Annotated in this window: 13 protein-coding genes; 6 read left to right on the top strand and 7 right to left on the bottom strand. The window is 71.6% G+C overall.

The features are described from left to right. Positions 1-109: 109 nt before the first annotated feature. The 4 genes from Actob_RS24405 to Actob_RS24390 form a co-directional block, all read right to left on the bottom strand. The gene (locus Actob_RS24405) at positions 110-1,282 is read right to left on the bottom strand and encodes a hydroxymethylglutaryl-CoA reductase (protein ID WP_284914129.1); all 1,173 of its coding nucleotides are present in this window, start codon (positions 1,280-1,282) and stop codon (positions 110-112) included. Positions 1,283-1,372: 90 nt separating this feature from the next. Then, positions 1,373-3,574 (bottom strand): glycosyltransferase family 2 protein, encoded by a 2,202-nt coding sequence (locus Actob_RS24400; protein ID WP_284914128.1) that lies wholly within the window; start codon positions 3,572-3,574, stop codon positions 1,373-1,375. A 14-nt stretch (positions 3,575-3,588) separates the two neighbouring features. Beyond that, positions 3,589-5,169, bottom strand: a complete 1,581-nt coding sequence (locus Actob_RS24395; RefSeq protein ID WP_284914127.1) for an ABC transporter permease — start codon at positions 5,167-5,169, stop codon at positions 3,589-3,591. Continuing rightward, positions 5,153-6,058: an ABC transporter ATP-binding protein gene (locus Actob_RS24390; RefSeq protein ID WP_284914126.1), complete on the bottom strand. Its 906-nt coding sequence runs from the start codon at positions 6,056-6,058 to the stop codon at positions 5,153-5,155. Before Actob_RS24390 ends, Actob_RS24395 begins: the two co-directional genes overlap by 17 nt. Positions 6,059-6,165: 107 nt before the next feature. Between Actob_RS24390 and Actob_RS24385 the strand changes: the two genes are divergently transcribed. From Actob_RS24385 to Actob_RS24360, 6 genes are all read left to right on the top strand, one after another. Continuing rightward, complete coding sequence (locus tag Actob_RS24385) at positions 6,166-6,792, top strand: hypothetical protein (protein WP_284914125.1); 627 nt, start codon at positions 6,166-6,168, stop codon at positions 6,790-6,792. Then, positions 6,789-7,247: a hypothetical protein gene (locus tag Actob_RS24380; protein WP_284914124.1), complete on the top strand. Its 459-nt coding sequence runs from the start codon at positions 6,789-6,791 to the stop codon at positions 7,245-7,247. The genes Actob_RS24385 and Actob_RS24380 overlap by 4 nt, the downstream gene beginning before the upstream one ends. Positions 7,248-7,355: 108 nt before the next feature. Beyond that, on the top strand, positions 7,356-7,652 hold the full coding sequence (locus tag Actob_RS24375; RefSeq protein WP_284914123.1) for a 2TM domain-containing protein: 297 nt from the start codon (positions 7,356-7,358) through the stop codon (positions 7,650-7,652). Positions 7,653-7,821: 169 nt separating this feature from the next. Beyond that, positions 7,822-8,715, top strand: a complete 894-nt coding sequence (locus Actob_RS24370) for a universal stress protein (protein ID WP_284914122.1) — start codon at positions 7,822-7,824, stop codon at positions 8,713-8,715. Between the two features lie 196 nt (positions 8,716-8,911). Continuing rightward, complete coding sequence (locus Actob_RS24365; protein ID WP_284914121.1) at positions 8,912-9,397, top strand: flavodoxin domain-containing protein; 486 nt, start codon at positions 8,912-8,914, stop codon at positions 9,395-9,397. A 16-nt stretch (positions 9,398-9,413) separates the two neighbouring features. Next, positions 9,414-10,289, top strand: coding sequence for an alpha/beta fold hydrolase (locus Actob_RS24360; protein WP_284914120.1), 876 nt, complete (start codon positions 9,414-9,416; stop codon positions 10,287-10,289). Between the two features lie 166 nt (positions 10,290-10,455). On the opposite strand, the gene Actob_RS24355 is transcribed toward Actob_RS24360, so the two are convergent. The 3 genes from Actob_RS24355 to Actob_RS24345 form a co-directional block, all read right to left on the bottom strand. After that, the gene (locus Actob_RS24355) at positions 10,456-10,659 is read right to left on the bottom strand and encodes a cold-shock protein (protein WP_284914119.1); all 204 of its coding nucleotides are present in this window, start codon (positions 10,657-10,659) and stop codon (positions 10,456-10,458) included. Positions 10,660-10,940: 281 nt separating this feature from the next. Continuing rightward, positions 10,941-11,261, bottom strand: coding sequence for a helix-turn-helix domain-containing protein (locus tag Actob_RS24350; RefSeq protein WP_284914118.1), 321 nt, complete (start codon positions 11,259-11,261; stop codon positions 10,941-10,943). A gap of 691 nt (positions 11,262-11,952) precedes the next feature. After that, the gene (locus Actob_RS24345) at positions 11,953-13,548 is read right to left on the bottom strand and encodes a cellulase family glycosylhydrolase (RefSeq protein ID WP_284914117.1); all 1,596 of its coding nucleotides are present in this window, start codon (positions 13,546-13,548) and stop codon (positions 11,953-11,955) included. Positions 13,549-13,576 lie beyond the last annotated feature (28 nt).

Raw genomic sequence — 13,576 nt, 5'->3', positions numbered from 1 at the left:
GGCGACGGGACGACCAGCACCGGGCAGGCGGCGTGTTCGACCACGTGGCGACTCACCGAGGTGAGTGCGGCGACGCCCGGCCGGTATCAGCCGCGCCCGGACCTGCCGGTCAGGGCCGGTTGCGGCCCAGCCGTTCGTGCGCGCCCACCCAGTCGTCGTGCAGGACCGCGGCGGCCAGCGAGATCTCGCCGGCCAGCACCACGGCCGCGCAGATCTCGGCGAACGCCCGTGCCCGCCCTGGCCCGTAGCAGCCGAGCAGTTCCAGGCACTCCCGCTGGGTCGGCAGCCCCGTTCCACCGCCGCAAGTGGCCACGATCAGCGCCGGCAGCGTCACCGACCAGTAGTAGTCACCGGAGTCCAGCAGCTGGGTGTAGCTCATCACGGCGTGCGACTCGGCGACGTTCGCGGCGTCCTGCCCGGTCGCGATGAACAGGGCGGCCAGCCCGTTGGCCGCGTGGACCCCGGTGCCCGCGGCGCCGGCCAGCATCGCGCCGGTCATCGACACCTGCCGCCAGCGGAACAACTCGGCCGGGTCGACCCGCATGATCCGGTGCAGCGCCTCGGCGCCCAGTACCGCCTCGGCGACCACCCGCCGTCCGCGAGTCAGCAGCGTGTTGATCTGCGAGTGCTTCTTGTCGGTGTCGACGTTGCCGGACAGCACGTAGCACGGCTGCCCGGGGCAGTGCCGGCGGATCCACTCGCAGGCCGCCCGGGTGGCCTTGCCGGTCATGTTCTGCCCGGCGGCGTCCCCGGTGGTGTAGTTGAACCGCAGGTAGCGCAGCGGGCCGACCTGGTACTGGCCGATGTCGACCAGCCGTCCGACGTGGGTGGTCGCCTCGGCCGTGGCCCGGATCCCGGCGAGATTGTCGAGCACCCACCGGCCGAAGTCGCGGGCCTCCCGCGCGGTGTCGAACCGGAACGCCGGGCCGCGCTGCATGGACTCCTCGACGATCGTGGTGGTGACGCCGCCGCACGCACCGAGCAGGCGCATCCCGCGGTTGTAGCTGGCGACCAGCGTGCCCTCGGTGGTGGCCAGCGGCACCAGGAACTCGCCACGCGCGTGCTCGCCGTCGACCAGCAGGGGACCGGCCACGCCGATCGGCACCTGCGCGGCGCCGATGAAGCCCTCGATGTTGCCGCGCAGCACCGCCGGATCGATGCTGTAGCGCCCGACGTGGGCGAGGACCGCGCCGCTGTGCTCACTGAGCACCTGCCGGCGCTGCGTCGCCATCGTCCGGGTGTAGTCGTCGGACATGCTGCGGGGAATGCGCGGGCTTGCCATACCCCCAGTCGACACCGCGCCGGACCCGCGCGGCATGGCCGCATGACCCGCGGCGCACCTGCCATGCGGCCCGCCACGCCGCTCTCGCGGCTACCCGGCTGGGCTGGGTGTGCTGGTGACGGTCGGGGAGCTGGGGGCGGGCGACTCGCTCGACGGGCTCTCCGAGGGCGAGGCGGACGGGCTCTGCGACGGGGTGCCGCTCGGCGTCGCGCTGCTCGGCGCCGGACTCGGTGACCGGCTCGGTGACTGGCTGGGCGTGGGTTTCGTGGTGGCCGGCCGGGTGGTCGGTGCCGGATTCAGGTCGGGCGGCTTGACCAGGCCGGTGCTCGGCGCGGTCAGCAGCGTGACGAGCAGGGCGACCGCGACCCCGGCGGCACCCAGGGTCAGTCCGGCGGTGGTGCCGGCGAGCACGGCACGCCGGTCGCGCTGCCATTCCGAACGACGGCGAGCCGCCAGCTCCGGCGGCAGCATGGCCCGTTGCGCGGCCCGGCTGTAGTACGGCGCCGCCGCCAGCCCGAGTGTCGGCACCACCAGCAGCCCGGCCAGCAGCGGTCCGCTGTAGGTGTCCCACCGGGTCAGCGAGGCCACGATCCCGGCCACGCCGAGAGCCGCCAGCAGCGTCTCCGCCCAGTTCGCCCGCAGCGCCTGCCCGAGACTCTCGCGCTCGCCGGTCTTCGGCGTACGCAGGAACTCCGCCCGCCGGGCGAACAGCCCCTGCACCGACGCCCGGGCCACCACCAGCGCGGTGGACTGCCAGACGAAGAAGGCGCCGACGGCATCGCGCCAGGTCGCCCCGGTCTCCCGGCGCAGCAGCGCCACGGCGCGCAGCAGGCCCAGCACGATCAGCACCGGCACGGTGGCGACCAGGAACGCCGACAGCTTGCGGAACAGCTGGTCACCACCGAGCGCCAGATTGACCGCGCCGCACAGCAGGAAGACGTAGAAGATCAGGCCGAGCAGATCGCCGTACCATTGCAGCGCCCCGGACAGGTAGGCCCACCGCTGTCCGAGCGACAGCCGGTTGTGCTCGGTGCGCGGCCCGGGCAGCAGCGACCGGAAATGCATCCGCATGATCTGGATGCCGCCGAAGCACCAGCGGTAGCGCTGGCTCTTGAGCGCCTCGAAGGTCAGTGGCATCACCCCGCGACCCATCGACGCGTCGACGTGCAGACCGGACCAGCCGGCCCGCAGCAGGCGCAGCGACAGTTCGGCGTCCTCGGTGATGCACCACTCGTCCCAGCCACCGACGGCGCGCAGCGCCTCCCGGCGGATCAGCCCCATCGTCCCGGCGAAGATCGCCCCGTCGCGCTCGTTGCGGGACGGCTGTGACACCGCGAAGAAATACCGGTACGAGTAGTACAGCCAGCGCAGATACGGTACCGAGTGCCAGTCGCGGTAGTCCTGCGGCGCCTGGATGAACCCGATCCGCGGATCGTCGAAGAGCGGCACGCACCGGCGCAGGAACCCGGCATCGATCCGGTAGTCGGAGTCGACCACCCCGATGATCTCGGCGGCCGGGTCGGCCAGCTCGCCGAACGCGTAGTTCAGCGCCCCGGACTTGAAGCCGGGCCAGCCGTCGAGGTGGAAGAACGTGACGCCGTGCCCGGCGCACCAGGCCTCGACCGGTCGCCACAGAGCCTCGTCGCCGGTGTTGTCGTCGATCGCGATGACCTCGAAGCGGGGATAGTCGATCAGCTTCATCCGGCGCAGCGTGTCGATCACCATGTCCGGTGGCTCGTTGTGGGCCGGCACGTGCAGGCTGACGAAGGGCAGCGTGGCCGCCGCCCGGGTGCGGCTGCGCCGGGCCAGCTCCACGGACCGGTCGACCGGCACCCGCCGTTGCCACACCTGACTGCCCAGCGCGTCGCACAGCTCCCACAGGTAGGCCGCGCCCAGCAACGCCGCGACCAGCTCGAAGAGGCAGAGCAGCAGACCGGCGGCGGTGCCCCAGGGACCCAGGCCACTGCTGAGCGTCCAGCCGATCACGAACAGCAGGTACGCGACGAAGAGGAAGACGCTGGACGCCCAGGCCACATGGGCCCGGGCGGTCCAGCGGCCGGTGCACGGCAGCCACACCACGCCGGTCAGCAGGTAGGCGATGACGGCGCCGGCGATCTGAGCGGGCGGGGCCCCCAACAGGGCGAGCACGGCGTACACCAGCGCGGTGAACGCCGTGGTGAGCAGCACCCGCCGGATCACCGACGCGGCGCCGGTCCGCCGGGACGGCAGAAAGATCAGTAGCGAACTCAGCGGCGCGGTGACGATCCCGGCCAGCAGCAGAACGGCCCGCATCTTGCCTCCTCGGATCAGTCCAGGGCAGCCCGGCGGCGCGTCGCGATCAGCAGCCCCAGTGCCGTCCACCCCGCCAGGACGGCCAGGTGGCCGGGCGCCAAGCCGGTGCCGGTGGCCGCCGGATCCGTCGCGGCCAGCACCGCCTGGAGCAGGTGCCGCAGCGGGAAGACGTTCGCCACGGCGGTCAGCCGGCCGGGTAGCGGCTGGTCACCCACCACGAAGACCTCGGACACGAAGCAGAGCGGCAGCAACGTGCCGAGCGTGACGGCGACGATCGAGCGGGCCGAGGCCAGCAGCGCGGCGACCGCCAGGCCGAGTGCCGCGAAGCAGAGAACACCGGCGGCGATCGTGAGCAGCAGCGCCGGGAGCCGGGTGGCGTCCAGCCGCACGTCCAGGAAGCCCACGCCGACGGCGGTGAGCAGGGCGGCGGCCAGCAGCGCGGCGAAAAGGGCGGCGCCGGCGCGCCCGGCGAGATACCAGCGGAACGGCAGCGGGGTGCCGCGCAGCCGCTTGAGCACCCCGGCGGCGCGGGCGACCACCACCGACTCCGGCATGTCGACGTAGGCGGTGACGGTGGCGCTGTAAGCGATCATCCCGGCGAACAGGTACTGGGCCATCGGCATGCCGTGCACCTGCCCGCCGCCGAAGACCGTCGGGAACAGCGCCAGCAACAGCGCCGGGAAGACCAGCGAGAAGAACACCGCGAGACCATTGCGGCGCAGTCCGAGCAGGGCGTACGCGATCTGTCCCGCGAGCGGTGACCGATGGGAAACCGTCGGCGGCGACAGCCGGGCCGCCGCGGGTGAATCCGGATCGACCGGCACCCGGGGCGTCCCGGCGCCTCGCGGCTGCCACCCGAACCGCAGACTCGCGACCACCGCACCGGCCACGGTCCACAGCGCCAGAACGGTGAGATGGCCGGGGGAGAAGCCGGATCCGGGGGCCGGATCGAAGGTCTCTGCCATCGCCCGGGCGAAGTGTTTGAGGGGCAGGACCGAGCCGAGCACGTCCAGCCAGCGGGGTAGGACGGCACCGACGATGAACACGTCGGAGACGAAGGCCAGGGTGATCAGCAATCCCTGTGCCAGCGACTGCGCGACCAGAACGGTCCGGGTCAGCGCGGCCAGGGCCAGGCCCAGGGCGGCGCAGCAAGCGATCCCCAGCAGCAGGGTGACCAGCATGGCCGGCAGCTTGTGCCACACGATCCGCACGTCGTATCCGAGGATGCCCACCGTGACCAGCAGCGCCACCGCCATGCCGGAGGCGACTACCGATGCGCCGATCCGGGCGGCGAGCACCGCCCACGCCGGCACCGGCGTGGCGCGTAGCCGCAGCAGCACGCCGTTCTCCCGGAGCCCGGCCATGTCCACCGCGACCAGGACGAAGGACGCCTGCGCCACCCCGAACACCGCGAACGGCGCCACCAGGAACTGCGCCACCGGCACGCCCGACCCGGTCCGGACGTCGCCGACGAGCGACGCCACGATGATCAGGAAGGTGACCGGGAACGCCAGGGTGAAGAACGCCGCGACCGGGTTGCGCAGGAAACTCCGGATGGCATGCCCGGTCAGCGCGGCCTCAGTCCGCGGGCTCATCGGAAGTCTCCTCGGTCAGGGCCAGGTAGACGTCCTCCAGCGTCGGCGGGCTGACCGTGAAGTCCGGCAGCGCGATGTCATGCTCGCGCGCCCACCCGGTCAGCCGCCACGCGTCAGCGACCGGATCCCGCGAGACGACCCGCACGGTCGTGCCGGTCACCTCCGGTGCCGCGCTCAGCGCCGGCAGGTCGCCGGCCGGCAGACCGAAGCTGATCACAGTGGGCAGCTTGCTGCCGGCTCGCAGGTCCTCCGGCGTTCCGGTGGCCAGCAGCCGGCCGCCACGCATCACCGCCACCCGGTCGGCGAGCTGCTGCGCCTCCTCCAGGTAGTGCGTGGTGAGCAGGATGGTGGTGCCCAGCTCGCGAAGGCCGGCCACCAGCTGCCAGGCGCGGTGGCGGGCGGCCGGATCGAACCCGGTCGTCGGCTCGTCGAGGAAGAGCAGCTCGGGTGCGCCGGCCAGGCCCAGCGCCAGATCCAGCCGGCGCCGCTGGCCACCGGAGAGTCCTTTCACCCGGGCACCGCTCTTGTCGCCCAGTCCGACCAGGGCGATCAGTTCGTCCGGGTCGTGCCCGCGCGGGAACAGGCTCGCCTGCAGGCGCACCAGCTCGCGGACGGTGAACTCCTCCTCGAACCCGGCCGACTGGAGCACCACGCCGATCCGCGAGCGGTAGGCCGGCCCGCCGGTCGCCGGGTCGTAGCCCAGCACCCGTACGGTGCCGGAGTCCCGGGTGCGGTATCCCTCGAGGATCTCCACGGTGGTCGTCTTGCCGGCCCCGTTCGGCCCGAGCAACGCGAAGATCTCGCCGTCGCCGACCGAGAAGCTGATCCCGTCCACGGCTCGCACCGGCCCGTACGCCCGCGCCAGGTCGCGTACCTCGATGGTGGCCATGTTCCGAGCGTCACCCGGACCCGTGGGTCGCGGCAGCGCGAAAGGTCCCGCCGGCACCGGGACTTCCGGCCGCTGTTCCGCGGCGGGAACGGATCCACGCTGGAGGCATGGAACGGGTGTGGCCGGTATGGATGGCGACCGTGACGGCGGCCGAGGTGACCGGGTTCGCGGTACCGGCGACGGTGGGTGCGCTCACCGTCGCCGCGCGGCCGGTCGTCGCGGTGCCGGCCCTGCTGGCCGCGGGCGCGGTGGAGGGCGCGGTGCTGGGCTGGGGACAGAGTTCGGTGCTGCGCCGGATCCTGCCGGACCTCCCGGTGCGGCGCTGGATCGCCGTCACCGCGGCGGCGGCGGTTCTCGCGTACGCGATCGCCCTGCTCGCGCCCACCTTCGTCACCGTCTGGACGGCTTGGCCACCCGGCCTGCTGATTCCGGTGGCCGTGCTGCTCGGCCTGGCCCTGCTGAACTCGATAGGCGTCGCCCAGTGGACGGTCCTGCGGCACCTGGCACCGCGGGCGGACCGGTGGATCGTCTACAGCGCGCTCGCCTGGCTGGCCGGGCTGACCGTCTTCATGACCTTCAGCACGCCGCTGTGGCATCCCGGCCAGGCCGTCGGCGCGGTGATCGCGATCGGTGTCGCCGGCGGGCTGCTCATGGCGGCCACCATGGCGGCGGTGACCGGCGTGCCGGTGCACCGCTGGAGCCGCCCCGGTGTGCTCGAAAGCGTCGGACGATGACCGCCACGCTGGTCGCCCGCCCCGGCGTGCCGGCTCCGCCGGCGACGCGCCGCATCATCGTGGGCGTGATCGGCCCGGCTCCGGTCGAGGATGCTTTACGGTACGCGTTCAGCGAGGCCGCACGTGACGCCAACGCCGTCAGCGTCGTTGCCACCGGCCCGGCAACGGACGCCGAGACGGTACGCCTCGAGAACACGGTGCGCCACTGGGCCGGGCGGTACTCGGTCGAGGCCGAGTTCCTCGCCCGACGCGGTGTGGACGCCGTGATCACGCTGGCCGCGGCGAGCCGGCGGGCGGACCTGCTGGTCATCGCAGCCGCGCCCGGGCCTCGGGCGGCGGCCACCATCGCCGCGCTGAGGCATCGTGCGCACAGCGCCGTGCGGGTCGTCGGCGCGTCATCCGGCGGCCGGGGCGACGACTTGCGGCAGGCACCCGCCAGGCCCGCCACCCGGTGACCTCCGGCCCTGTACGGACCGCGACGGCTCGGATGAGGGTGGGAGGGTACCGACGTCCGCGACGGCGCCCACTGCCGCGGGCGTGGCTGCGATGGGAGGGGAGTTGCGATGACGACCACGTCGGGCACCCCGGCCGCGTCCCCGCCGGGTGACCTGCACCAGATCGCGAGGGACCGGCTGCGCAAACGGCGCGAGCTGGGTACCCACGCGCTGGCCTACCTGTTGTTCAACTCGTTCCTGGTGGTGGTGTGGTTGCTGACCACCCCGGAGGGCTTCTTCTGGCCGGTGTTCCCGATCTTCGGCTGGGGCATCGGGCTGGCCTTCCACGCCTGGGACGTGCTGATCGGCTCGGAGCCGTCCGAGGACGCGATCCGCGCCGAGATGGACCGGCTCGGCAAGCGCTGAAATCCCGGGGCGAATGGCCTCTGAACAGGTCTAACAGCCCTGTTCGTGGCGTGTGCCGAGGTGTGAGATGAAGTTAGGAGCGCCGGCAGCGTGGCCGGCGCCCCGCATTTCCGGGGCGTCGCTTCGTCGTCGGCGCGTGGCCAGCGCGCAGATGGGCAGGGAGGCGGCCATGAGCGACCTCGGCAAGTTCCAGGTTGAGCAGGAGGCGCGGCAGCGAGCCGGCGCGTCCCGCCGGACAACCCGGTACGGTGAAGTGATCAATCGGTATCTCTCCAGCTACTCCTACGTGGATCCGTACGTCCCGCAGCCCGCGACGCCGCCGGTCGTGATCGAATCCACCGCCAGCGGGACGGTGATCGTCGGTGTGGACGACGCGCCGAGTGGCCACGTTGCCGTCGATCACGCGGCGATCGAGGCGGAGCTGCGTGGGTACGCCCTGTTGCTGGTGCACGCCGGCGACACACCGCGCGATCCGCGACTGCTGGAGAAGGTCGTCGAGCGGGTGCACGACTTCGCCCCGAAGGTGACTGTCACCACCCGGCTCGGTGCCGGGATGGGCCCGGCGGAGATGTTGCTCGCCGACGCCGGCGACGACGACCTGATCGTGGTCGGACACCGGCACGGGCCGATCCGGGGTTCACTGCGGCGCAGTGTGGCCGACCGGGTGGCAGCCCGCCACCGTGGCCCGGTTCTGGTGGTGCAGGCGCCGTGGCCGGCCGGCCCGGAACTGGCCACCCGGCCGTTGCTGGTCGGCATGGACGGTTCGGCGGCGGCGGATCAGGCGGCTGATTTCGCCGTGCGGGAGGCCCGGCTCCGCGGCTGCGACGTGGAGCTGCTGCGGGTGACCCGCGAACCGGCCGGCACCCCGGATTGGACCGACCGGCGTGGTGGCGTCGCCGTGCGGAACCGGACCGTGGCCGGCAACCCGGTCACCGAGCTGGTCGACGCCTCGCACCGGGCCGCCGCCGTCGTGCTCGGCCGGCCGGCTGGCAAGGCGGAACTAGGCCCGGTCGGCCGTGCGGTCCTGCACCAGGTCGATTGCCCGGTCTTCCTGATCGGCTGAGCGAGCCCGGATGAAGCTGTCCGGTGGCCTCGCGTAACGCCGTGCCGGACGCCGTCGCGCTGGTCGTGGTGCTCGGCGGCTGCTGACCGGTACCGGGGCAATGCGCTCGCCGCCGCGGAAGGCCCCTGAGCGCATTGCCTTCGGCCCTGACCGCCGTCGGCGCGGCGACGCACGCTGGGATGGGGAGGTGGCTGCGATGGCACGCATCCTGGTTGCTTACGCCACCAGAAACGGTTCGACCCGGGAGGCCGCCGAGGCCGTGGCGACCGCCGCCACCGCCGGCGGGGCGACGGCGCAGGCGATGCCGGCCCGGCTGGTCACGGCACCGCTGAGCGACTGGGACCTGATCATCCTCGGTGCGCCGATCTACTCCGGCCGCTGGCACCGCGACGCGCACCGGTTCCTCCGGCGCCATCGCCACGAGCTGGACGGGGTGCCGGTGGCGGTGTTCGGGATGGGCCCTCGGCGCGACGAGGAGGAGGCCTGGCGCGGCAGTTCGGCGCAATTGGACCGGGCGCTGACCCGGCGGCCCTGGCTGGTGCCGGTGGCGGTCGCCGTGTTCGGCGGCGCGGATCCGCCCGGTGGCCGCCGCCCGCGGCGTGACCTGCGGGACTGGTCTCGGATCGGGGAGTGGACGAGGAAGGTACTGGCGATGAGCGGCGCCGAGGGCGCCGGCTCGTGACCGGGGAGGGATTGCGGTGGGTGTCGCGCGGCACGGGGCCGTGAAGATCGCGTACGAGGTGGAGGGACCCGAGGACGGCGTCCCGCTCCTACTGATCATGGGGCTGGGCCTGTCCATGTCGTTCTGGCCGGCGGGCTTCCGCCGCCGGCTGGTGAAACACGGCTTCCGTGTCGCCCGATTCGACAACCGGGACGTCGGCCGGTCGACCCATCTGACCGAGCTGGGCCTGCCGTCGCCGCTGGTCTGGGTGACCCACCGCTGGCACGGCTACGCGCTGGCGGACATGGCCGGGGACGCCGTGGCGGTCCTGGACGACCTGGGCTGGACGAGCGCCCACGTGGTGGGGGTGTCCCTGGGCGGGATGATCGCCCAGACACTTGCCTGCCTGCACCCCGACCGGGTGCGCACCCTCACCTCGATCTCCTCCACCCCGGCGTCGCACATCGGACGGCCGCATCCGCGTGCCGTGGCCGCCCTGGCGCCGCGGCCGATCCGGGACCGGGAGGCGGCGGCCCGCCGGATGGTGCACATCTTCCGGGTCGTCGGCTCGCCCGGGTATCACCGGGACGAGGAGTGGATCGCCGAGGCGGCCCGCCGGGACTTCGACGAGGCGCACGACCCCAACGGCGCCCGGCGGCAGCTGGCGGCGATTCTGTCGGCCGAGGACCGGCGGCCGCTGCTGCGTGACCTCACGATGCCGGTGCTCGTCGTGCACGGCACCGAGGACCTGCTGGTCAGGCCGGCCGGTGGTGCGGAGACCGCGCAGGCCGTCCCGGGCGCCAAACTAGTGATCTTCAATGGCATGGGGCACGATCTGCCGGACGCGCTGCAGCCGGCGATCACCGGCGACATCGCCGCGCTGGCCGGAAACGGGGCGGCGCCGCGCACCTGACCCGGAGCGCCCCGGCACCAGCGAAGGCGGCCGACCGGATCCGCATCGCCACGCCGGGGTGCGGGAATCCGCTGTCCACCGTCGTGGGGGAGGTAGCCGGCGTGGTGGAACGCCGAACGGCGGCCCGCTGAACCAGTCGGGCCGCCGTTCGGTGCGAAGCTGTGGATCAGAGCGAGCGGATGTTCTCCGCCTGCAGGCCCTTCTGGCCCTGGGTGATCTCGAACTCCACCCGCTGGTTCTCGTCGAGGCTGCGGAAGCCGCTCGAGGCGATGGCGGAGAAGTGGGCGAAGACGTCGGCGCCGCCGTCGTCCGGGGTGATGAAGCCGAAGCCCTTGTCGCCGTTGAACCACTTCACGGTACCTGTAGCCATGTCTTGCTCCTTCGCAGGCTGTCGGGGGACCGCGGTGTGCGGACCCCTCACGCCGCCGCGTTGATCACCCGCGCCGGAACCGACACGACAAACGAAAAAGCGCCTGGCGGGTGTCAGATAACCCGATCAGGCGCCGAAAACGTCCACGGAAATCAAAACTGCAACGGGAAAACCGTAGCACGGATCATGCCGGGGCGCGGCGTCGGCTTCCGCCGAAGGTTCCGGCAGGTACGGCAAACGGTCCCTCTCCTGGTGGAGCAGGGACCGTCAGGTGTCGGGGATCAGGCGGCGTCGGCTCGCTGACTGTGCTGCCGGTTCTGGCGCTGTCGCAGGGCCTCTTCGAGTTGGTCTTCCAGGACGATGATCCGGCAGGCGGCTTCCAGGGCGGTGCCCCGGTCGACCATCTCCCGGGCTCGTGCGGCCAGACGCAGCTGGTAGCGGGAGTAGCGGCGGTGCCCGCCGGCGGAGCGGAACGGGATGATCAGTTTCGCCTCGTCCAGGCGGCGCAGGAAATCCGGTGAAGCGCCGACGATGTCCGCGGCGCGGCCCATGGTGTAGGCGGGGTAGTGCTCGTCGTCGAGCATGTCGTCGGGTTGGGCCATCCATTCCTCTTCATGAACGAGGGCCCCGGCGCATGTCGCGCCGGGGCCCGGGGTTACGGGTTGAATACACCATCTACCGACAGGTTCGCCGGGTTCTCTTTTCCGCACCGTGCCGCTACCGGCGGCAGGGGGTGCGAGGATCGCATAAGCGTGACCGGAGACCACCTCACGTTCGATGTGGCAACGGTGTCCACCGCAGAACTCGGAATCCGTCCTGACAGTGGGCGATCCAACGGCGTCCAGCCCTCCCTTTCCTCTTCTTTCCTCTTACCTGTGGAACTTGCCCGCCGGTGTCGGAGCCCCACGCGACTTCATGGCCCCGCGCACGTGCGACGGATCTTCTTGCGTCCGGCAGAGCCCCGAACCTGCGTCGGCCCTGCCAGCGGTTGCCCTGACCTGGAATTACGTCAAGGTCTTGTCGTGCACTCACCTTGCCTGTGTCGCATGCGGTGAGGTGTTTCCACCGCGGTTACCGAGCGAGCCGCGAACGGTGTCGGGCCCTGCTTGACGCTCGGCCTGTTTCGTCGGCGTCTTAACCAATCCTCGTCGTCAACGAAGGCAACGTTAGCTGGCGGCGCCAAGAATGTCTAGTCCCCCGAGGCCAGATTTTCTCGGCGGCCCGCCGAGGGTTTCCGTGGGCCTCGACAGGCGCGGGTCGGCGCTGCTCAGCAGCCCCGACCCGCGGGGCGCGTCAGTTGCAGCTGGCGCCGTTGAGCCGGAACCCGGTGGGGGCGGCGGCGTTGCCGGTGTGGGTGGCCTGGTATCCGATGGTGGTCGAGGCTCCCGGCGCGAGGGTGCCGTTGTAACCGGCGTTCGTCGCTGTCACATTGCCGCTGGCCGGGGCGTAGGTGGCGCTCCAGCCCGCGGTGATGGTCTGTCCGGGGGCCAGCGTGAAGGTCAGCGTCCAGCCGTTGACCGTCGTGGCGCCGGTGTTGGTGAGGGTGATGCTGTTGGTCAGCCCGGTGTTCCACGCACTGACCGCGCTGGTCACCCGGCAGGCGCCGGCGGGGCTGCTGGTCGGCGGCGTGGCGGACGGGGAGGACGACGGTGACGTCGACGGGCTGGTGGGTGGCGTGGAGGGCGAGCTGCCGCCCACGGCGCTGATGATGGCGTCGATGATGCCCTGCTGGGTCACCGTGGCGGAACCGCGGTTGAACAGCCCGAACCCGTACGCCCCGTTGTAGCCGTTGTCCCAGTACGCGGTGGCCGCGCCGTACTTCTTGGCGGCCGCCACCAGGGTGCGCGCGTAATCGGCGCGGTACCGGTTGTTGGCCGGGTCGGCGGCCGTCTTGTCGATGGCGCCGTACTCACCGACGAACACCGGATAGCCGCGCGCGACGAAGGTGTCGTGCATCTTCTTCAGCTGTCCGTCGAGATAGTCCGCCTGCCCCCAGGTCGACGTCTTCGCCGGGTTGGTCGCGTTCGGACCCCACTGGGTGATGGTGCCGTCCTCCTGGCCCGTGAAGTCCCACGGGTCGTAGTAGTGGACGGAGATCATGAGCCGCTGTTCGGTGCTGGGGATCGACGACGACCGGTACTGGTCGGTCGGCAGCGTGAACCCGTAGTTGCCGACGGTGTAGTCGATGTTGGTGTTCCAGCCGGGGACGAGCAGCCAGCGCGACGCGTTGGTGCCGCCGGTCCTGCGTACGGTGTCGACGAAGGTCTGGTTGTAGGCGTTGATGTTCGAGTAGCACGGCTGGGTCGGATTGCCGTACTGGCCGTCGAACTCCTCGTTCATCGACTCGAAGATGAGGTGCTCGTTATAGCTCGCGAACCGGGCGGCGACCTGCTGCCACACCTTCTGGTACTTCGCCTTGACCGTCGTCTGGTCGGACGCGTCGCAGATCAGCCAGGAGCCGGTGACGGACTTGTAGCCGTCGCCGTGCATGTTGATCACGACGTACAGGCCCTGGCCGTAGGCGTAGTCGACGACCTCTTGGATCCGGTTCAGCCAGGCCGAGTTGATCGTGTAGTTCGGGCCGGATCCGATGTTGCCCAGGTAGGAGATCGGGATGCGGATCGTCTTGAAGCCCGACGCCTTCACCCGGTTGATGAGGGCCTGCGTGACGACCGGGTTGCCCCACGCCGTCTCGCTGGGGATGCCGTTGTTGCTGGCCTCCAGCTGGTTGCCCAGGTTCCATCCGGCGCCCATGTCGGCAACCAGCTGAGGAGCGGTCAGCTGGGCGGTGACGTCGGCCGAGGCCGACGTCACGCCGTACACGGCTCCGGCGAGGGCCAGCGCGGCGGCGGTGAACGCGAGCCCGGCCCTCCTTGCCATCGAACTCATAAGGGGTTCCTCTCGTGCGGTCGCGGCG

Origin of the sequence: Actinoplanes oblitus, assembly GCF_030252345.1 — a bacterium.
GTDB classification, from domain to species: domain Bacteria; phylum Actinomycetota; class Actinomycetes; order Mycobacteriales; family Micromonosporaceae; genus Actinoplanes; species Actinoplanes oblitus.
The sequence above is the reverse complement of the archived record's forward strand: the minus strand, read 5'-3'. Positions and strand labels throughout refer to the sequence as shown.